The 20,516-nt window shown below is 64.4% G+C and carries 15 protein-coding genes; 10 read left to right on the top strand and 5 right to left on the bottom strand.

Annotated features, from left to right (window positions below; genetic code table 11):
• Positions 1–91: 91 nt before the first annotated feature.
• The 5 genes from NVS32_RS10195 (at position 92) to NVS32_RS10215 (ending at position 8,226) form a co-directional block, all read left to right on the top strand.
• Positions 92–973: an ROK family protein gene (locus NVS32_RS10195; RefSeq protein ID WP_258499714.1), complete on the top strand. Its 882-nt coding sequence runs from the start codon at positions 92–94 to the stop codon at positions 971–973.
• A gap of 334 nt (positions 974–1,307) precedes the next feature.
• On the top strand, positions 1,308–3,539 hold the full coding sequence (gene ligA / locus NVS32_RS10200; protein WP_258499715.1) for an NAD-dependent DNA ligase LigA: 2,232 nt from the start codon (positions 1,308–1,310) through the stop codon (positions 3,537–3,539).
• 1,254 nt (positions 3,540–4,793) lie between these two features.
• Positions 4,794–5,846 (top strand): nucleoid-associated protein, encoded by a 1,053-nt coding sequence (locus NVS32_RS10205; protein ID WP_258499716.1) that lies wholly within the window; start codon positions 4,794–4,796, stop codon positions 5,844–5,846.
• A 144-nt stretch (positions 5,847–5,990) separates the two neighbouring features.
• The gene (locus NVS32_RS10210) at positions 5,991–7,229 is read left to right on the top strand and encodes a coiled-coil domain-containing protein (protein ID WP_258499717.1); all 1,239 of its coding nucleotides are present in this window, start codon (positions 5,991–5,993) and stop codon (positions 7,227–7,229) included.
• On the top strand, positions 7,222–8,226 hold the full coding sequence (locus NVS32_RS10215; RefSeq protein WP_258499718.1) for a hypothetical protein: 1,005 nt from the start codon (positions 7,222–7,224) through the stop codon (positions 8,224–8,226). The genes NVS32_RS10210 and NVS32_RS10215 overlap by 8 nt, the downstream gene beginning before the upstream one ends.
• 30 nt (positions 8,227–8,256) lie before the next feature.
• Here NVS32_RS10215 and NVS32_RS10220 read toward each other — a convergent pair whose 3' ends face one another.
• On the bottom strand, positions 8,257–9,702 hold the full coding sequence (locus NVS32_RS10220) for a Sapep family Mn(2+)-dependent dipeptidase (protein ID WP_258499719.1): 1,446 nt from the start codon (positions 9,700–9,702) through the stop codon (positions 8,257–8,259).
• A 196-nt stretch (positions 9,703–9,898) separates the two neighbouring features.
• Here NVS32_RS10220 and NVS32_RS10225 point away from each other — a divergent pair, with 196 nt between their 5' ends.
• On the top strand, positions 9,899–10,360 hold the full coding sequence (locus NVS32_RS10225; protein ID WP_258499720.1) for a hypothetical protein: 462 nt from the start codon (positions 9,899–9,901) through the stop codon (positions 10,358–10,360).
• Positions 10,361–10,835: 475 nt separating this feature from the next.
• Here the strand turns inward: NVS32_RS10225 and NVS32_RS10230 are convergent, their stop codons facing one another.
• Positions 10,836–11,543 (bottom strand): alpha/beta hydrolase, encoded by a 708-nt coding sequence (locus NVS32_RS10230; RefSeq protein WP_258499721.1) that lies wholly within the window; start codon positions 11,541–11,543, stop codon positions 10,836–10,838.
• 44 nt (positions 11,544–11,587) lie between these two features.
• The gene (locus tag NVS32_RS10235) at positions 11,588–13,114 is read right to left on the bottom strand and encodes a C69 family dipeptidase (protein WP_258499722.1); all 1,527 of its coding nucleotides are present in this window, start codon (positions 13,112–13,114) and stop codon (positions 11,588–11,590) included.
• A gap of 250 nt (positions 13,115–13,364) precedes the next feature.
• Between NVS32_RS10235 and NVS32_RS10240 the strand changes: the two genes are divergently transcribed.
• From NVS32_RS10240 to NVS32_RS10250, 3 genes are all read left to right on the top strand, one after another.
• Positions 13,365–14,393: a 3-deoxy-7-phosphoheptulonate synthase gene (locus NVS32_RS10240; RefSeq protein WP_258499723.1), complete on the top strand. Its 1,029-nt coding sequence runs from the start codon at positions 13,365–13,367 to the stop codon at positions 14,391–14,393.
• A gap of 324 nt (positions 14,394–14,717) precedes the next feature.
• A complete protein-coding gene (locus NVS32_RS10245) occupies positions 14,718–15,764 on the top strand; it encodes a metallophosphoesterase family protein (protein ID WP_258499724.1) in 1,047 nt (348 codons plus the stop codon).
• Between the two features lie 150 nt (positions 15,765–15,914).
• Positions 15,915–16,730 carry a LytTR family DNA-binding domain-containing protein gene (locus NVS32_RS10250; RefSeq protein ID WP_258499725.1) on the top strand — a complete coding sequence of 272 codons (816 nt, stop codon included), beginning with the start codon at positions 15,915–15,917 and terminating at the stop codon, positions 16,728–16,730.
• Here NVS32_RS10250 and NVS32_RS10255 read toward each other — a convergent pair.
• Both NVS32_RS10255 and NVS32_RS10260 read right to left on the bottom strand, forming a co-directional pair.
• Positions 16,687–17,742: a bile acid:sodium symporter family protein gene (locus tag NVS32_RS10255; protein ID WP_258499726.1), complete on the bottom strand. Its 1,056-nt coding sequence runs from the start codon at positions 17,740–17,742 to the stop codon at positions 16,687–16,689. The two genes, NVS32_RS10250 and NVS32_RS10255, sit on opposite strands and share 44 nt — an antisense overlap.
• 647 nt (positions 17,743–18,389) lie before the next feature.
• Entirely contained in the window at positions 18,390–19,196 is an 807-nt protein-coding gene (locus tag NVS32_RS10260) for a MerR family transcriptional regulator (RefSeq protein ID WP_258499727.1), read from the bottom strand.
• 312 nt (positions 19,197–19,508) lie between these two features.
• Here NVS32_RS10260 and NVS32_RS10265 point away from each other — a divergent pair, with 312 nt between their 5' ends.
• A complete protein-coding gene (locus NVS32_RS10265; protein ID WP_258499728.1) occupies positions 19,509–20,474 on the top strand; it encodes a nucleoside hydrolase in 966 nt (321 codons plus the stop codon).
• Positions 20,475–20,516 lie beyond the last annotated feature (42 nt).

Below are 20,516 nucleotides of genomic sequence, written 5' to 3' on the forward strand. Positions count from 1 at the left end.
TCGTGCCGCGAGGCCCTTGTTCTGTAATGCAGATATGTCTAGCTTGGCAGACGCCCAGGATGCGCCTGCCGTCGGACGAACGGGGGATGGCATGGCAAGGATTGGCGCGCTCGAGGCCGGCGGAACCAAGATGGTCCTTTCCGTGGGGACGTCCCAGGGAGAGGTCCTCGAGCGAGAGGAGATTCCAACCCAAGGCCCAAACGACTGTGTCGATCGCATGGTGGAGTGGTTTGACTCGCACAGCGTCGAGGCGCTTGGCATTGGCGCCTTTGGCCCCACCGGTGTGAACCCGTCGTCCTCCAGCTACGGCAAGATCCTCGAGACGCCAAAGACCGCGTGGCGCCACTTCGATTTCCTGAGTGCCTTCAAGCCGCTTGACATCCCCATTGGCTACGACACCGACGTCAACGTCGCCTGCCTGGGCGAGGTTACGTACGGCTCGTGCAAGGGGCTTGACACCGTGGTCTACCTTACGGTTGGCACGGGCATTGGTGCGGGCGTCATGGTGAGCGGGCAGCTCCTGCACGGCATGCTGCACCCCGAGGCCGGCCACATCCTGCTTGAGGTCCAGCCGGGTGACGAGGGCAACTGCGTGTGCCCGTACCACGACCGCTGCTTTGAGGGCCTGGCGGCCGGACCCTCGATCGAGCATCGCTGGGGCAAGAAGGGCTTCGAGCTGGCAGACCGCCCCGAGGTATGGGACCTCGAGAGCACCTACCTGGCCGAGGGAATTGCCACCTATGTGCTGTGCTACTCGCCGCAGCGCATTGTGCTCGACGGCGGCGTGATGAAGCAGACCCAGCTCTTCCCGCTGGTGCGCAAGAAGGTCCTCGAGTACCTGAACGGCTACCTCGTGACGCCCGAGCTGGCGGACATCGACTCCTACATCGTGGAGGCCGGCTGCAAGGGCGACCAGGGCGTCCTTGGCTGCATCGAGCTGGGCCGCCGCGCGCTGGAGGCCGCCCGCGCGTAGGGGCAGCGATCTTCTCGTTAGGACTTGCCGCAAGTTCTCCTGGGCTCGCCACGCATTCGGGTGCGATTGAGTGGCGAGCCCAGCTTGATACACGTTCGGGCATCGAATGTGTATCCGCTTGCCACACGTTCGGGTGTCGAATCTGTGGCGTCCTGCGCGGGTCACACGTTCGGGTACGAACCTGTAGCGTGCAGCGAATCCATAGCGCACGGCAGGCTTAGGGCACCCGCGCCCTGCCCCCGCATGCGTCTGTGCCCTTCTCGGCGCTGCCTCAATTCTGCTGGCTGTTTGCGCTACCCTTGCTTGGTGATTGCCGGGTACGAGAGGGGACAGCATGGCTGAGAAGACCAACAGGAACAACGCAGGCGCGGCCGGAATGCAGGGCTCGCTCTTTGGCGATGCGAACGCGGCGTCCTTCTCGGCTCAAGAGCCTGTCGAGAAGCCAGCCAGCCCCGCTCGCACTGCGCGCGCACGTGCGGCCGAGCTCAACCGTATCCTCAACCACGCGGCCTACGCCTACTACGCGCTCGACGCGCCCGAGATGACGGACGCCCAGTTCGACCGCTACCTCCAGGAGCTTCTCGCCCTCGAGAAGGCCAACCCCGAGCTGGTCACGCCGGACTCCTACACCCAGCGCGTGGGCGGCTATGTCTCCGAGCAGTTCGAGCCAGTTCGCCACGCTAGCCGCATGTACTCCATCGATGACGCCATGAACCTGGACGAGCTGGACGAGTGGCTTGCCCGGACCGACGAAGCCCTAGGCTCAACGCCGGAGAACCCCGTGGCCTACACCTGCGAGCTCAAGATCGACGGCCTGGGCGTGGCGCTCACGTACACGGATGCCCAGCTCGTGCGCGCTGCCACCCGCGGCGACGGTACGACGGGCGAGAACGTCACGGCCAACGTGCTCACGATCCACGACGTGCCTCGCGCGCTGGCACCCGAGGGCCTCAAGCTTGTGGCCGACGCCGGCCTTGGCCGCTCCATCGAGGTGCGCGGCGAGGTCTACATGCCCAAGCACTCGTTCGTCCGCCTGAACGAGGCGGCGGACGCTGCAGGCCGCGAGCCCTTTGCAAACCCGAGAAACGCTGCTGCCGGCAGCCTGCGCCAGAAGGACCCCAAGATCACGGCCCACCGCGACCTCGAGACCTTCATCTACGCCGTGGCGGACGAGTCGCCGCTCTCGGTGACCAGCCAGTGGGAGTTCTTGCACTGGCTCTCTAGCTGCGGCTTCCACGTGAACCCCAACGCCCGTCGCTGCACCTGCGCCGCCGAGGTGCATGACTTCTGCGCCACCGCGCTCGCGCACCGAGAGGACCTTGACTACGACATCGACGGCGTGGTGGTGAAGGTCGACTCCTTTGCCAGCCAGACGGCGCTTGGCTTCACCGCCCGCGCGCCGCGCTGGTCCATCGCGTTCAAGTTCCCGCCTGAGGAGAAGCGCACGGTCCTTCGCGACATCCGCATCCAGGTGGGCCGCACAGGCGTGCTCACCCCCGTCGCAGAGTTCGACCCCGTGAGCGTTGCGGGCTCGACCATCGCGCGCGCCACGCTCCACAACATCGACGAAATCCGCCGCAAGAACGTGCGCGTGGGCGACACCATCGTGGTGCACAAGGCCGGAGACGTGATTCCCGAGGTCGTGGGCCCCGTGCTCGAGCTGCGCCCCGCAGGCTCGCAGGAGTTCCAGATGCCCACGCACTGCCCCAGCTGCGGGAGCCCCGTGGTGCGCGAGGAGGGCGAGGTTGCCTACCGCTGCGTCTCCATCGACTGCCCGGCGCAGGCCGTCGAGCGTCTCATCCACTGGGGAAGCCGCAACGCCATGGACATCGACGGCCTGGGCGACGAGCTGGTGGGCCGCCTGGTTGAGAACGGCACCTTGACCGACGTCGCGGACTACTACGACAAGCTTACCGTTGATGCGCTTGCCGCCACGCCCACGGGCCGCGCCTACGAGACAAGCACCAAGGACCACACCGAGGGCGAGAACATTCTCGTTGGCCGAACCATTGCCGAGAAGGTCATGGTGCAGGTGGAGGAGTCCCGCGGCCGCGGCCTTGCGCGCGTCCTCTTTGGCCTGGGGATCCGGCACGTGGGCGCCAACGTGGCCACGGTGCTTGCGCGTCGCTTTGGCTCGCTCCAGGCGCTCATGGCCGCAAGCGAGGAGGACATCGCCACGATTGACGGCATTGGTCCCAAGATTGCGGCATCGGTGCGCGAGTTCTTCTCGGTGCCCGAGAATGTCCGCGTGCTGGAGCGGCTGCGCGAGGCGGGCGTTGTGCTTGAGGAGGAGGTCGCGGAGCCGGAGCGCCCGCAGACGCTTGCCGGTCTCACCTTTGTCCTCACGGGTACGCTTGAGCACTTCACGCGCGATGAGGCGGGCGCGCAGCTCGAGGCGCTGGGTGCAAAGGTCTCCGGCTCTGTTTCGAAGCGCACGAGCTTCGTGGTGGCAGGCGCCGCTGCTGGCTCCAAGCTGACGAAGGCGCAGTCCCTCGGCGTGCCCGTGTTGGACGAGGCCGCGCTCGAGCGCATCCTCGAGACGGGGGAGGCGCCGCAGACGCAGTAGGCCATTCGGCGGTGTCGTATGCCACTCGGTGCTGCTCCAGCTGGTTGCTAAAACTCCCCCTTCGGGCGTCGTTTTGGCACACGAAGGGGGAGTTTCTGATGGGATTGCGTATGGAGGGGCTGCTCCGGCGTCGTTTTGGCGCACGAGCGCAAATTTCCGCACCAGGGATTAATGGCGATGGCTTTCTTGCTCTTACACCAACAGCTAAGTATCCCATCTCTGGAATGCTTTTGCACGGCTGCGTCCGTCGCGGACAATAGGTGACCGCTTGCGGCACGGATGCGCTTCCCGGGGTTTAACACCTTTCGAATTGGCTATAAAGACAGTGACTAAAGGGAGTCGCCCAGCAAGGACGACCGAGGTAGGAGGTGCATTCCGATGGGCAGTGACGAGAGTTCAACCAGGCGCCTGCCTTTGGATGCATGAATTCACCCCAGAGGCGGTGGCAGATCCCTCGCAACGTCAAAGTCGATACGGTGGCACCGCGAATACGCTGATTAGACAGCGACGTGAATCACAAACAGGGCAGGCGCATCTTTTTCTCCGGTCGGTGAAGAACCGACACCCCCAGACAGGTTCCTAACACCACGAGAGGAACGGAGAACGGGTTCGCACAAAGCGAACCATTACTGATAGCACGTGCCTATCACCTTTGTCGCCTCCCGCGCGGAAGCGACCTCCCTAAGGGGGAGAGTCCAAAGTATCACGTAGGTGGGCGGGCGCCCGGAAGGGCGCCCGCCCTTTTGTGTCTTCGATCGATGCCCGTTTTGCTTGATGCGATGCATTAAGGCCTCGGCTGGGCCATTCCTGCATCGAAACCTCTTTCGTTACACAAATTGCCGATCTTGTGCGCCGAACTGCCCTACGTTACACGTAGTTTTGGCATAACCCCGAGTATCAGTTACTACATATTGATTAATAAGAGCATTCAAATACCACATATAGTATACAGATGGGCCTCGCTACTTTGTCGGACCGAAAAACCATGTGTAACGGAGGGCACTTCGGCGCAGCGAGGATCGAATTTGTGTAACGAAGGGCGGTTCGATGCACTTCCGCCTGCAGCACTAGACATCCGTGACAGCTCTTTCGTCGTTTCCCCTGCATTCCAAACACCGAGAAGTTCGCGGAGAACCTTCTGACCATTCCGCTTGGGCCGCGGGCCTCCTGTTTCCCACCTGCGGTATCCTTGGTGGTCGCGTGGCGGGCCCGCACGGGGCGGGCGCCGCAGCGCCCCAAGGAATGTGAGGTCACATGCTCAGGATCGGTCACGCCATACTGCACGTCTTCGACTTCGAGAGCGGCAGCACGTTCTTCTCCGAGCGCGAGCTCGACCTCGACAACCGTCAGACCCGCTCCTACGTTACGCGTCGACTGCGACGCATCCGCTCGAGCGCAGAGAGCAAGCACGGCACCTTTGCTCCCGAGAGCAACTTTGCCTCGGGCCTCAAAGAGTACCTTGCTGGCCAGGTGCCGTTCGTGGACTTCTCTGTGCAGATAGCCCAGTGGTTCTGGGAGGAGCTGCGCCGCGCTGAGGACCTCGAGCAGTGCGACCTCCTCGTAGCGGACTTCACGGACACCGGAGAGATGCGCGCCTCAGAGAATACTGATGAGGACAAGGTCTCGGATGCCTACGAGTCCGAGGGAACGCGCCTCTTTGCCGTGGTGCTTCTCCCCAGAAAGCAGGCGTTCATCCACGAGGTAGACGAGAACGGCAACGAGATTGCCCGCCAGGACGCCACGCTTCCCAACCCCACGCAGAAGGTCGACACCTACGTCCTCATTGACGCTGACACCCTTGCCATCGACTTCCACGACAAGGAGCGTAGCGTGGCCGGCGAGTCGCGCCAGATCATCCCCGAGCTCTTCCTGCAGTGCTCGCAGGAGGCGTCGAGCCACGAGGTCATCGACGAGGTCACGAGCATTGTGGAGGACCTCTCCGAGGAGTATGGCCTCACGCCGGCCGTAGAGGTTTCGCGCGCGAAGGCGGCGCTTGCCCGCCACGCGGATACCGACGAGGCCATCCAGCCCGCAGATGTGGGCCGCGAGGTCTTTGAGGACAACCCCGAGATGGCGCAGCGCTTCGAGGAGCGCACCCGCGAGCGCGACCTGCCCGAGGAGGTGCCGGTGCGCCGCGGTGCCGCCAACCGACTCACCCGCACGCATCGTATTCGCACCGACACGGGCGTTGAGATCGCATTTCCCTCCGAGCTGGCCGAGCGTCCGGGCTACATCGAGTTCTCGCACCAGGAGGACGGCAGCATCTCGATCGTGATTAGCAACGTTGCGCGAATCGAGAACCGCTAGGGGAGCCGTTGATCGTCACGGCGCCGCCGCCCGGCCGCCGGCCGCTGGCGGTCTTCCCCATGTGTTTTTCGTCCGTCATGCGGTGAACGGGTAGAATGGCATGCGTGACCTTTAACGTAACCCATCCGTACTCTAGGAGGCCCCATGCAGACCAGCGGCACCAGCAGCCGGCGTGCGTTCAACGCACTCGCTCCCGCGCGTACCGTCACGCGCAGGGATGCCTTCAGGCTGCTCATCGGCGCGGGCGTGCTCGCATTCGCCAGCCCCGTCGTCGCCTTCGCCACCTCTCAGTCGGACATTGACGCCGCACAGTCAGACGCCGATGCCGCGCAGTCCCAGCTCGACCAGATCAGCCAGGAGGTATCGGATCTCTCCGCGCAGCTCTCGGATACCGTCGGCCAGATCGATGACGTCTCCGCGCAGATTGACCAGACCCAGGCGGACATCGACGCCAAAGAGGCAGACATCGAGGAGAAGCAGAAGGACATCGACACCAAGCAGCAGGAGATCGAGCAGAAGCAGGAAGTCTTGGGCCAGCGTATGTCCTCTGCGTTCAAGTCCGGCAACGCCAGCACCCTCGACCTGCTGCTCTCCTCGGCGTCGTTCGAGGAGCTCACGTCCAACATCTACTACCTCGACAAGGTGTCCGAGCAGGACAATGCCATGATTGATGAGGTCAAGAGCCTCAAGGCGGACCTCGAGACGCAGAAGGCGCAGCTCGAGGACGACAAGGCCGTCCTTGAGTCCAAGCAGGCCGACCTCACGTCCCAGAAGGACCAGCTCAGCCAGCTCAAGAGCGAGCAGGAGTCCCAGCTCGCCGACGTCCAGGCCAAGCAGGACGAGGCCCAGACCCTTGTCGACCAGCTCAACTCCAACGTCCAAAGCCTCATCGACCAGCGCAACGCCGAGCTTCTCGCCGCCCAGGAAGAGGCCCGCCGCATGGCCGCCAGCAGGAGTTCAAGCAGCTCAAGCAGCCCGGTTACGATCGTCTCCGGCGCATCAGGCTCCCAGGCTGCCGTCATCTCCGCCACGTACAGCACCGGCTCTACCGGCGCGGGCTACTGCGCCGCGTGGGTTTCCAACGTCTTTGCCAACGCGGGCGTGGGCTCGTTTGGCGGCAACGCTTGCGACATGTACTGGTCGTACTGCTCGAGCTCGGACAAGTCATCCATCAAGCCGGGCATGATCATTGCCGTCCCCACCGAGCCCTACTCCGCCGCTGCGCGCCTGTATGGCCACATTGGCATCTACGTGGGGAACAACACCGTCCGGCACTGCCTGAGCGGCGTGATCACCACGCAGAGCCTGGACTCCTGGATCAGCCAGTTTGGAGTTTCTGCCACCCCGCGCTGGGGCTGGTTGGGTGGCGTGGCTCTTGCGTAGCACGGCTGGCGAGAGGGACGAGGTAGCCTCGGTCCCGCAGACCCCCGCGCAGGTGACGCTCGGCGTCGTCTCGGTCGTCATGGCCATTCTCGGCGCCGTGGTGCTGCTTGCCGGCGGTCTGGTGCTCCTTTCTGCCGTGACCGGCCAGGCAGACGCCTCGGATTCCGGCCTCACCATTGCCGGCATCACGCTCTCCGGCTGGTCTCCCATAGGCCTTTCCGTGGTGACGCTTGCCGCAGGAGCGCTGCTCTGCCTCACGGCATGGCTGGGCTTTGCCGCCTCGCGCGACTCCGGGCGCGTGGGACCCTACCGCTTCCTCTGCTACCTGGTTGGCCTGGTGCTTCTCGTTGCCATCCTCTGGAGCTGGGGCTCTGGCACCATCCTCATCTTTAACCCCGTCGTGCTCTCCACCACCATCACGTACGTGGTGGTGTGCTCGTCGCTTGCCGACCGCGTTCAGCGCGAGCACGACGAAGGCGTGCGCGGCGAGTCCTTCATGCTTGACGGCCACCAGCGAGCGCTGAGGCTCATCTCGCAGGTCATGATCGTGACTGCGGTGCTCAACGCCGTTATTGCTCTGGTGCTGTGGTATGCCGTCTCGAAGATGGACCCCGCTGCGCAGCTCAACCTTGCCAAGGCGCACTACACTGCCGGGCAGCTCTCGGGGAGGGTGCTCGCTTGGGGCCTGTCGTCTGCGACGGTCAACCTTCTTGTGGGCCTCCTTGGCCTGCGCGGTGCCAACCAGCCCGAGAAGATTCGGCCCTTCCTGTGGGTCTCGGCAATCTCTTTTGCCTACGCGGCAGTCCAGCTGGTGCTGGGCATTGTGACCTCGGGCGAAATGGGAAGCGTGCAGTCCAGCTCCATCACCGACGCCCTCTTCTACGGTGCCTGCACCTACCTCAGCGTAAAGATTCGCCGCCAGCCGCTCGACCGCGAGGGTCAGGCAACTGGCGGCGAGAAGGACCGCACGGGCGGCGTGGCTCCGGCCGACCGCTAGGCGAGACCTGCCGTCTCGCCTGGGTGCGGGCTATGCCTCGGGCTGGGTGAGCTCCAGCTCCATGAGCCGCGCGATGCTCACGATGTAGATCTTGAGCGCACGGCGCAGGCTCTCCTCCGAGACCGCCTCGTCGGGACCATGCTCGATGCCCACCCACGAGGGCTCCTTCGCGTACGGCTCGTGCGGGCCAAAGGCGCAGGCGCGGCGGAAGTGGCGCGCGTAGGTGCCGCCGCCAATGGTGAACGCCTTGCCCTCGCGGCCGGTGTACTCGGCGTAGGTCTCGAGCAGCGTGGCGATCTCCGGCGAGCTGGGGTCGATGTAGAAGGGCTCCACGTCGCGGCCCTCCTCGAAGCTCGCGTTGAAGCGCGTGGCAAAGCGCCTGAGCTCCACCGTGATGCGGCTGCCCGAGGTCGAGGTGGGATAGCGGGCGTCGATGGTCTGGACAAAGCGGTCGCCCTTCGTGCGCACGGTTCCGCCAATGCAGGTGAGCGCGCCAAACTTGTCGTCTGCGGCGGCGATGCCCAGCGGCTTGCCGTCGCTGGCGTGGCAGACCTCGTGCTCCATGTGCAGCCAACGCTTCTCGGTGTCCGTGAGGTCGGGAACGTTGGCGAGAAGGTAGTCGGCAAGCACACAGATGGCGTTCACGGTGCCGGCGGGCATGGAGGCGTGGCCGCCCTTGCCGTGGGCCGTCACGCGCGCAAGCCCGACGCCTGCAGGCTCGACGTCCACGTGCGCCGCTGTGGGAAGCTCCTCGGCGTCAACGCGCACAAGGGCCGTGGCCTGGCCCGGAATCGCATTGGAGACGGTGCCGCCATCGAGCTCCTCGATGACGCCGCCAATCATGGGCTCGGAGGTGATGCTGCCGCCAAAGAGGCCCTTCTCGCCGCAGATGAGCGGGAAGTCGGCATCGGGCGAGAAGCAGAAGGCGGGCTCGGGGCAGCAGCCGAGGTAGTGCTCGACGTCTGCCATGTTGGTCTCCTCGTTGTTGCCAATGATGCAGCGAAGGGCGTAGGGGAGCGGCTTGCCGGTCTCCTTCACCTGAAGGGCAAAGAAGTGCGCGGCCCAGAGCGAGAGGACCAGGGGGCCCTTGTCGTCGAGCACGCCGCGGCCCATAAGGTAGCCCTCGCGGCGCGTCACGTCGAGCGCGGGGACGGTCCAGCCAAGGCCCACGGGGACGATGTCAGAGTGGGCTATGGTCGCCACGTAGGGCGCGCCCTCCCTGCCCGCGACCTCGCCGTAGCCAATGCAGCCGTCGAGGTCCGTGACGGCAAGGCCGAGGCGGCTGGCAATGCCCTCGGCCGCCACCAGGGCCTCGTTTGCCTTGGGGCCGTAGGGCTTGCCCGGCTCGGCTGCCGAGAGGTCCTCGACCGACTCGATTCTCACAAGCGTGCGGATGTCTTCGACAACGTCCTCCCAGACCTCGTCGACATACGCGTCGACCTTGGCCTTGAGCTGGTCGTCGTTGGTTTGTGCCATGCTTCCTCCCAATGGGTTGGTAAATCGTGCCCCACCATCTTAGACGCTTGGGCTGGGACGTGACGGTGGGGCTGCCCAGCGTGGCCAGCGCTACGACTGTCACGGCTGGCTGCGGTTCCGCCCCTTCGCGAGGCCTCCATGCCTTCCTACTACAATGCCACCTCCTGCTACCAACACGTAAGGGAGGTCCCGGGCAATGAAGGTCGCCATGAGAAGGACCGTGCTCGTCGCCGTCATCTGCTTTGCCGTCGCGCTCGTCGTGAGCGTTGCGTTTCTCGTTTGGTTCAACACCGACCCTGACAAGAACATCACTGCGATTCTCACCAGCCTGCCGCTGAGCTACCTGTACGCGATTTCGTCCGGCCTTGCCGCATTTTCCGTGGGAGCGCTGGTTGCGCTTGTGGCGGGGTCTCTCGCACACCTGCGCATGCCACATCTGCCGCGCGCAATCTTTGCCGCGCTGGGCTGGGTCGTGCTGGGCTTTCTGCTCGTTGCGCCTGTCATTGCGACAAGGGCCTCGAACTCGGCTGCAATTGTGTTTGCGCTGGTCGTGTACGCTGCGATCAAGGTTCCCGTTGTGTTTTCGGCGTTTGGCCTGCTGCTGGGCCTGGGCTTTGCCAAGAGACGCGACTCTCCGGATCCCGAGCCGCTCGCGTAGCGCCTGTCGGCAGGCGCCCGCCTGGAGGCGGCAGCAGCCTGCCGCCTGCTGCCCGCAGCATTACGCCATTTTCTATCGGTATTTGAGAACGACTCCTCCCATGACCTGCGAAAACATCGCGGTCGTTTCTTAACAACCGCTAAAGAACGCTCGGTCAGCTTGGCCGGGCAACAGAGCGCTCGCCCGCCTCCACTTTTGGTCTCGTTTTGGGTGTCGGGGCTTCTCGGCGCCATTTCTTTTCGATGTCATTGCTGCACGATGTCATTGCTTCTCGCTGCCTGTTATTGCGCGAAATTTCTTGATAAGAAGCCTACCAACTGGGGAAATGCATCTCTGACTAGGAAAATCGTGCAATAACGGCGAGAAAAAAGACCCGGCTAGGCTGCTTTCTAGCATTGTTGCAGGCCGGGAGCCGTGTCGGGCGGGCCGGGAACCGTGTCGGGCAGGGGTACCGAGAGGGGCGACGCTCCGGAGCCTACGTCTCGCGAATGAAGCGGACCACTTCGCCTACGGCATGCGAGAGCCACATTGCCTCGCCCACCACGCGAGGCCCCTCGCCAAGCGTGACCAGCCGCGCGTGGGGAAACTCCTCCGCGGCCCGCCGGGCGTCGTCAAAGGCGCGATGGCTTGCGCCCTCGCTGCGGCACACCAGCACGGGTCCGTGGAAGCGGCGCATGTCCCCCCAGATGCCGCCCGCATCCTGGTCATTGCCCGTTGCGTTGCCAGCAGAGAAGTCGGGCGAGAGTAGCACCAGCCCGGACACGTCATGGGGATGCCGGGTCGCCGCAAGCGTCGCCGCAACGCATCCGCGCTCGGCGCCGGCGAGAAACACGCGGCAGTTGTCTATCAGGTCCAGGCGGCCCACGGCGTCGGAGGCGGCCTCGAGCTCCTCAAGCGCCTGGGCCGACTCCGGGGCGGCGTCCTCGATGACGCAGCTTGCGACCCCATGCGTCGCAAGCTCCTCAAGCGGCAGCTTCACTGCCACGTCATCACCGCCAGCCCACATGATTGCGGGTAAGGGACCGGGGTCGTCCGGAGCAAGGAGACGCACCCGCACCTCTCGTCCGTCCCGCTCGCAGCGAACGGGCAGCTCGCGCCAGCCGGCACCGCCAAGGACCTCCTCGGCCTCGCGCTCCGCGCACCTCTCCCCGTGCCTGAAGATGCCCATGTCCGTCTCGACCACCCTTCTCGCCGCCCGTTCGCCTATGTCCGTGAGCCCCGCCGCTCCTACGCGTCCGACCGCGCGAAGTGGTTTGCCATGTGCATGCTGCGCTCGTAGAGCACCTTGGCGAGAAGCTCGTCAGTCTTCTCGCGCGCGTAGTCGGCCATGTGCTGGTTGGCCTCCTCGAGAAGGTCTTGCGCCGCCTCGGCGCCAAGGCCCTGCTTGGCCACGAGCGCATCCGTTGTCGCCAGCACGCCCTGGCCCTCGGAGCCAAGGTCAAGCTGGTAGGCCTCGATAGCGGGCACGCACTCCGCGTAGTTGGCGTCGGCCATGGCGGCGATGAGGCGGTTTGCCCAGTAGAAGCTCTCGGTTGAGACGCGCTTGGGGTCGGTCTGCTCGAGGTAGGCGGGCGTCTGGCTCACGCTGGCATAGAACGGCAGAAGCGCGTTGAACGGGTTGGAGCCAAAGGCCAGCCACTGCACGCAGCGCGTGGCCTCGGGGCCGTACGGGCGCGCCTGCAGCACGGAGAGCTGGCTGTTGCGGTTGATGCCAATGGGACGGTAGTGGCCGCGCGTGGCCTCCGTTCCAAACTTGCCGTAGGGGTCATAGACGGTTCCCTGGTAGTGGAGCGAGAGGACGTACTTCACGTCCTCGATGGTCACCTTACGCTCGGGGACGCTTGCCCAGGGGAGGTCGTTCGCCTCGGGGCCCATGGGCGCCTCAGGAGAATCCCAGCTCTGGGCATGCGGGTTGAGGAAGCGCTGCATCGACCAGGCGCGCGGCGTGTTGTAGAGGTGGTCCTCGTCGGAGTGGCTGCCAAAGGCGTCACGCGGATTGAAGACCTTGTCGTCCTCGCCCTCTGCGCGAAGCGTGAGGTCAAGGTGGTGGGCGGCCATCCACTCGGCAAGGTCGGGTGAGCACATGTGCTCGATCTGCTCGCCCAGGGCGTCTGCCAGATCAAAGGAGTCAATCCCCAGCTGGTTGGGCATCGTGACGTAGCAGTTGTCTGGCACGCGCTTGGCAATCCAGTGATGGCCGCCCACGGTCTCCAGCCACCAGATTTCGTTGACGTCCGAGAAGGCAATGCCGTTCATCTCGTAGGTGCCGTAGCGCTCGAGGAGCTCGCCGAGGATGCGCACGCCATCGCGAGCGGAGCGCGCGTAGGGCAGCACCAGCGTGACCATGTCCTCCTCGCCAATGCCGCCGGGCTGCTCGGGCTCAAAGTCGTCGCTGCCGGGCGTTCCTTTGGCGGGCTGGTAGACGACCATGGGGTCCGCGCCCAGGACGCGCTCGTTGGATGTGAGGGTCTCGGTGGCACTCATGGCAACACCACGTGCCGAGAAGCCCGCCTCCTCCCAGAGCCCCTGGGAGAGGTCTGCGTTGGGGACGGCCGTGTAGCGCACGCCGTCCTCGGCCGGCAGGGGCACCGTGAGGTGCGAGATCTTCGAGGTGTAGCTGGTGCGTCCCTCGGGGTCTACGACGCAGAAACGCTTGGGGTTGAACTCGCCGTTGGCGGAGTCCTCGTTTCTGGCGACGATGGTCGACCCGTCGTAGCTGGCCTTCTTGCCAACCAGGATGGTGGTGCAGGGCATGGTGCCTCCTTGGTTTGGTGTGGTGCCGACAGCGCGTGCCGGCGCGTTCTCACATGCCATAGTATGCCCACCTCCCGCGACGCCTGCGTGCAGGCTTTCGCGCATGTTACGGAAGGCGCACGAGTGGGTCGCCGCCGCCGCATTCCGGGCGGAACCCCCGTCATACTGTGGGAGCACAAATCGCGGCCTTCCCGGTGGCATTTCTCGCCGGTTGCGCCGCCTGCGAGTTAGACGAGAGGAACCACTTATCATGACCATGAACTTCAAGCGCCGTCTGCCCATCCCCATGGAGATTCGCGAGGAGATGCCCCTCTCCGCGGACATGGCGGCGAGAAAGCCCGCCTTTGACGCTGAGGTGGCGGCCATCATCCGCGGAGAGTCCCCGCGCCGCCTGCTTGTGATTGGGCCCTGCTCGGCCGACCGCGAGGACTCGGTCCTCGACTACGTGACGCGCCTCGCCAAGCTTGCCGACGAGGTGAAGGACAAGCTCCTCGTGGTGCCGCGCGTCTACACCAACAAGCCGCGCACGCGTGGCACCGGCTACAAGGGGCTTCTCCACAACCCCGACCCCGAGGCGCCGGCAGACCTCCTCGAGGGCGTGAAGGCCATCCGCCGCATGCACCTGCGCGTGGTGGAGGAGACCGGCATGTTCACAGCGGACGAGATGCTCTACCCCGCCAACTTCCAGTACCTCATCGACCTTCTCTCCTATGTGGCCGTGGGCGCGCGCTCGGTGGAGAACCAGGAGCACCGCCTGGTGGCGAGCGGCGTCCCCATGCCCGTGGGCATGAAGAACCCCACGGGCGGCTCCACGGCCGTGCTTCTCAACTCCATCTACGCCGCGCAGGCGCCCCAGACCTTCATCTTCCGCAACTGGGAGGTCGAGACCACCGGAAACCCGCTGGCGCACGCCGTGCTTCGCGGCTACGTTGGGCCGGACGGGGCAACGTATCCCAACTACCACTACGAGTACCTTGAGCGCCTGGCCGACAGGTACGATCCCGAGAAGTTCGAGTTCCCGGCCGTGGTCATCGACTGCAACCACGACAACTCCGGCAAGCGTCCGCTTGAGCAGGCTCGCATCGTGGACGAGGTGCTGGACTCCGTGCGGCGTTCCGAGCGCATCGCGGGACTCTTCCGCGGCTTCATGGTGGAGTCCTACCTGGTGGATGGCAACCAGCCCGTGGGCGGCGGCGTGTACGGGCAGTCCATCACCGACGCCTGTATTGGCTGGGAGGGCACGGAGCGCCTGGTGCGCGACATGGCCGAGCGCCTGTAGTGGCGCCGGCGACGCGCGTGGCGTGTCGCGTGTCGCCAATAGCCTCCATTTGGAGCGTTTTGCAACGCAGAAGGCCTTCCGGAGACAATTTGTCGCCGGAAGGCCATTTCTGGTGAGTGTTTCAACAGTATCGGCCCTCCGGCGACAATGCGTCCTCCCCGCGGCTTTCAGAAAACCCCAACTTCTTATTAAGTTCCCGTCGAGCCTTGCGCTCCCCCCGTGTGGCTTGGACCACTTTGGGTCCCTTAACGCCCCTGCTTCAGCGGCGTTTAAGCCCCGCGTCATACCTTGGAATTCAAGGTAGCTGAACGAGGAGGGGTCACCATGAGTCTCACGAGAAGGCAGTTCTTCCGGGCCGGCGCCATCACCTGCGCTTCGGCGGCGGCAATCGCGGCGGTTGGCACGGCGGACCCTGCCTCTGCATCCGAGGCCGGTCCCATGTTGGAGTCCCTCGCGGACTCTGTGCCCGCCAGCGAGGGAACGTACGGTTCGCTTGTCTCGTCTTTTGCGGTCATAAGCGACACGCACGTGGACGATGACGCCCCAGACTACGATGACAACCTCGGGAACGCCCTTGGAGACATCGCCGAGAACTGGGATGCCGTTGACTCCGTGGTGGTCAACGGAGACATTACGAACAACGGCTATCAGTACCAGTACGACATCTTCGAGCGGCGCGCCCAGGCGGCGGGCTTCTCGTTCCCGGGTTCCTTTACCTGCGTGATGGGCAATCACGAGCAGATGGGCGACGGCACCCACACACGCGAGAGCGTCGAGAGCCTGCACGCCAACTTCCTGGAGAGGACCGGTGCCAGCTCCGTCTACTATGACCGCTACGTGGGCGGCTCGCACGTTATTGTACTTGGCCCTGACGAGTACGTCTCGCCCTACGACGTCTCGACGACAGACACCTTCAAGCTCAGCGCCGCGCAACTGTCGTGGCTCTCTGGCCTTCTCGACGAGGACCAGGCCGCCGGCGTGCCCTCCTTCGTCTTTGTCCACGAGCCGCTGCAGTATACCGTCACGGATTCCTATCCCGGTGGCTGGGGATTCGAGAACTCACTCGAGGATGACGCCGACCTTCGCTCCGTGGTCTTTGCCCACGCAGGTGCCATTCTCTTCACAGGCCACACCCACGCCTACCCGGACGTCGTGCAGCGCAACCGCGGCGGCAACCTCTTCGTGGGCACGGGCTCGGTTGCCTACGCGTATGCCCAGGGCGAGACGTACCTCACCGACGACGCCAGCTACGACTCCTTTGGGTGGCTCGTTCGCCACCACGAGCGGGCCGTCGAGTTCTGCATGCGCGACTTTCTCAACCACGAGTGGGTCAAGGGTTCGCACTACGTGTGCCAGTTGGGGCCACAATAAGCCCGCGCACCGTTAGCCAAGCAGGAATAACAACGTCCGGCCGCATCTCACTTCAGTCCCACTGACAGACCATAAAGTCCTTCGCTGTCCTCGTAACGATAGACTTAGACCTGACAAGTGTCGGTTGGGACCTTGTTGGGGGGATATCAGATGCGCAAGGAACTGGAGGAGAAGGCCCTCTGCCTCACGCGGGAGCTTCTCAGACGCTTCTGGCAGCTTGACATGGAGTATGCCCTGTCGCTCTGCGCCCAGGACGTCATGTGGGTGGCTCCTGAGCAGAACCGTTACATGCGCGGCATTGACGCCATGCGTGCGGACCTCGAGGAGAACCTCAAGGAGCTTGTGCCCTGCCATCAGTCGCAGCAGGAGTACACTGTTGTCCAGAACTGCGGGCGGGCCCTCTCGATTATTGGCCGTTACATCGTGACAACCGATGAAGGCGCACCCATCTTTGCCCAGGTGCAGCAGCGCATGCAGATCAACTGGGAGCTTATCGATGGCGAGCTGCGTATTCGCTCGCTCTACATCTCACACCCCAGAAACGAGCTGCCCGTCGCGCCGGGGGAGTCCTTCTGCAACGTCATTGGTCGCGCTGCCAAGCGCTACCTCGACGACCGCATTGCCGAGAAGACCGACCAGCGCCGTGTCGAGATATACGACCGCGAGGGCACGATGCACCTTGTGACACCCATGGATGTCATTCTCGTCGAGGCGGTGGGCAAGCGCTCCCGCTTGAGCCAGGCGTACGGCTCGTTCGAGACGCGAGCCCCGTTCTGCGAGGTAGTTAACGCGTTTCCGCACCTCATGAAGGTGCACCGCAGCTACGCCGTGAACCCTGCGCGCATTCACGCCGTAGACCAGACGTCCATCGTCATGGACGGCGACGAGCGAGTCCCGTTTCCCAAGGCGCGCCGCGCAGAGGTCATGCAGCGGATTCGTGCCCTTGCGGACGGTGAGCTGGACTAGAGCCGTCTGCCGGCGCACCGTCTGCCCCGGGTGCTTCTGTGTCTCTCGCTGGCTGGTTGCCCTTGTTGGCATCCGGTGAAAACGCGCGCGAGAACACCCGGCCAAAGACTGCTGCGAGGAACTGGTTGAAGAGCGTCCCCGTCATCACGGGGAACATGGTCGCCGCGGGGAAGTACGCCTGCGCGATGACGGCGCCGGCCGAGATGTTCCTGAGCGCCGAGCAGAACGTGAGCGTCACGGCCTGCTCGCGCTCCAGGTGCATGAGGTGCGCCGCCGCAAAGCCCCAGAGGTAGCCCGATGACGCCATGGCAGCAATGAACACCATGACGCCGGCGAGCTCTGGCGTGAGGTTGAACATGAAGTCGTGCAGGCTCGTCGAGTTTGTGGTGATGACGAGAATCACAAAGATGCGGGCGAGTGGCGCTAGGGCGGGGGAGAGCGTCGCCTTGACGCGGCCGCGCGTTGCTTGGTTGAGCGCGGTGGCGGCGAGCGCTGGCAGCGCAATCATGACGAGCATGTCAAAGAACATGCCAGCCGCGTCAACCTGCACCGTTGCACCCACCAGGAGCCTCAGCGTGGTGGGGATGGTCACGGGCGAGATGAGCGTCGAGATGAGCAGCGTTCCCAGAGCGAGCGACATGTCGCCAGCGTAGATGCCTATCCACATGGTGGACGTCACCGCGATGGGGACCGAGTACTCAAGGACAATGCCGGCCACGATGTTTGGGTCCGAGAAGAGAAGCCCGCCCAGCACCCAGCCCACAAGAGGCATGAGCACCTGCGAGATTGCGATGGCAACGAGCATGGGGGCGGGCCGCCTGAAGGTGCGCGCCAGGTTGAAGAAGTTGTTACCCAGAGAACCTTGGAAGGTCACAAAGGCAAACATGGGCGTGACCAGGGGCTTGAGGACAGCGAACGCGTCGGGTGCGCAGACGCCAAACACCAGGCAGAGAGGTACCAGAAACACCATGTTGTGGGCGATGACCTCGCCCAGGCGCCTCCATGCTGCCATGTGGCTCTCCTCCTTCCCGCGGGGCGTGCCCACGGGGCCTGCCGCCCCGAGGCCCGCGTCGTGGCCTGCCGCCCCGAGGCCGACGCCGGGGGCCCGCACGCCTTCCTGCAAAAACTCTGAACAGCCTAGGCGCCGCGTGTTTCTCGGCTGATTCGGGGCAGCCGCGGGTGGCAATAATGCGCAAGAACAACACGCGGGCGTGATGAGGCGATTCCTACGGTTGCGCGCGCTCTTTTTGGCCGAGTCTCTGCGTGGCGCTAGCGTTTCTCGGCGAGACGCCCGGTTGCCTACGCGATGAGGTCCGCATCCTCGGCGGGATTCCCGATTCTCTCGCCAATTATTGCGCGTTATTCCTAGCGAGAAGAACATTTCCCCAGTTGAGCTTCAAAACGCATGGAAAAACGTTCAATAATTCGGTTCCAGCTTCGTCTGCGGAAGCATGGAAAAATCACTTGCCTCCTCCTTGCTCAAGGACTTGCGGGTCGTGTTCTTGTCGGCCTGGACGATCTTCCGGTAGCCCATCGCACCGGCCTCGCCGGCAGCGCCACAAGCGGCGGGCAAGCCAAGGCGCAAACGTGCGGCTTTGCGTGTCCCGCCATGTAGCTGGCAAAATGCAAGGCTTTGCCGCCTGGCTCTTGCGCGTGGATCTATTCCGCCTGGGCCTGGCCATCGCCCAGCCAAGAGCGAAGCGCCGCCACCAGGAACTCGGTCGCCCTCGCGCCCACGCGCGAGTCGTAGTAGTCGCGGAACCTCTCGTCTGCGAGGTACATCTCTCCAAGTGACAGGTGAGCCTTGGCCGAGTAGCGGCCATCGCCCCAGTAGCCGCAGATCCAGCGACGATGCAGGGCCACCAGCTCCCGCGCCGCGTCGCCAGCGGGGTCGCCCGTCGCCATTGCGGCCTTGAGTTGCCGGATGATGCCCTGCTCAAGCTCGCGCATCTCGTCCCAGTCCCTCTCGGCCATCGCACGCACACGCTCGTTGGCCGCATCCACCGCGTCGTTGCCGTAGCGCTCGCGCGCCTCTGCGCCGTAGGCGCTCTCGTTTGCCTCGATGGCATGCTCCTTGAGGCCGCGGAAGCGCTCCTCGTTGGTCATGGTCTCCCGTCCCTTCATCGTCGCAATGGTCTTTTCTACGGTCTCTACCAGCGCCTCGAGTTCCCGCTGACGAGCACGCAGGGTCTTGAGGTGCACCTTGAGCGCCTCCTCCGCGCTGTAGCCGGGGCTCTCTAGAAGTCCTCGTATATCAGAGAGCCCCATCCCGCACGCGCGGAACAGGAGTACCTGCTGCAAGCGTTCGACGTCCTTCTCGCCATAGCGCCGATAGCCGTTCTCGCCGCGTGCGGGCGAGAGAAGCCCCAGGTCTTCGTAGTGGCGAAGCGCGCGCTCCGTCGTGCCGGACATGGTCGCCAGCTCTCCTATCGTGTACGTGCGACCTGCCGGCTGAGTGTCTCTCATGGCTGTCTCCTCTCGCGTGTCGAGCAGACGATAAACCTTTACGCAACGTAAAGGTCAAGGGCGCAACGTTTCGTCCCCGTGATCTTGGTCTTGGCCGCGGCTCTGCTCGCTTCTCCGCCCGGAGGCTCGTCCGCCACACATTCGTGCCCGAATCTGTGACAACCGCAGGTCGCAACAGATTCGGAGCACAATCGTGTGGCGACTCCAGCGGCAAGTGGCGCCCCCAACCCGCGCCGGGCTGCCGGATGCACTATGGTTATTGTCTTCCCTGGCGAGACGGGCCAGGCACCGAGAAAGGCAGGCGACCCGCATATGAAGAAGATTCTCCTTGACATGGACGTGGGCATCGACGACTCCGTGGCGCTTGCGTACGCGATAGTCAACCCAGACATCGACCTTGTTGGCGTCACGGCCACGTTTGGCAACGTCCACGTGGGGCAGAGCGTCTGCAATGCGCGCTTTCTTCTCGACCTCCTCGGCGCTCGGGACGTGCCGGTAGAGGCGGGGCTCTCGCACCCGCTGGGCGCCGACAAGTTCCTGCGCAGCGACGATGTGGTGCGCATCCATGGTGCGGATGGCGTGGGAAATATTGGCGAGAAGTACGGCGTCCCCACGCCGGGTAAGGACCAGCTCGACGCGCCCGGCACCGGTGTCGACCTCATCCTTGAGGCGGCGCGGCGCTACGGGAAGAATCTCACGCTTGTGCCCACAGGGCCGCTCACCAACATTGCGACTGCAATCAGGCAAGACCCCCAGGTCATGGCCGGAATCGCTGACATCGTGATGATGGGTGGCGCGCTCACCGTAACGGGAAACGTGACCGAGGCCGCCGAGGCCAACATCATCGCCGACCCCCTTGCGTGCAAGGAGGTGTTCGAGAGTGGTGTCCCGGTGACCATGGTTGGGCTCGACGTCACCATGCGCACGCTTCTCACCAGCGAGAACACCGCCGCATGGCGCGCCACGGGCTCGAGGGCGGGCCGCTATCTCGCGGACATGCTCGACTACTACATAGACCAGCACGTGGGGATGTACTCCCTGCACGGTTGCTGCTACGCGCACGATCCCTCCGCTGTGGTGTGCGCGCTGCACCCGGAGTGGTTCCAGACGCTGCGACTGCCGCTCACCTGCGTGACCTCTGGTCCCGATGCAGGGCGCACCACCTGCTCAAGCCAGTGCGTCGAGTACTCCGCAAGCGCAACAACCCGGGCCTGCGTGGACGTCGACGCTCTTGCGGTCGCGCGCGACATCAACCAGACCCTCCTCTCGGGCTTGTGAGACAAAGGGACAGTCCCTTTGTCTCATTCGCCTCTCCCCAGG

Source organism: Tractidigestivibacter montrealensis (genome assembly GCF_024741235.1).
Lineage (GTDB): Bacteria > Actinomycetota > Coriobacteriia > Coriobacteriales > Atopobiaceae > Tractidigestivibacter > Tractidigestivibacter montrealensis.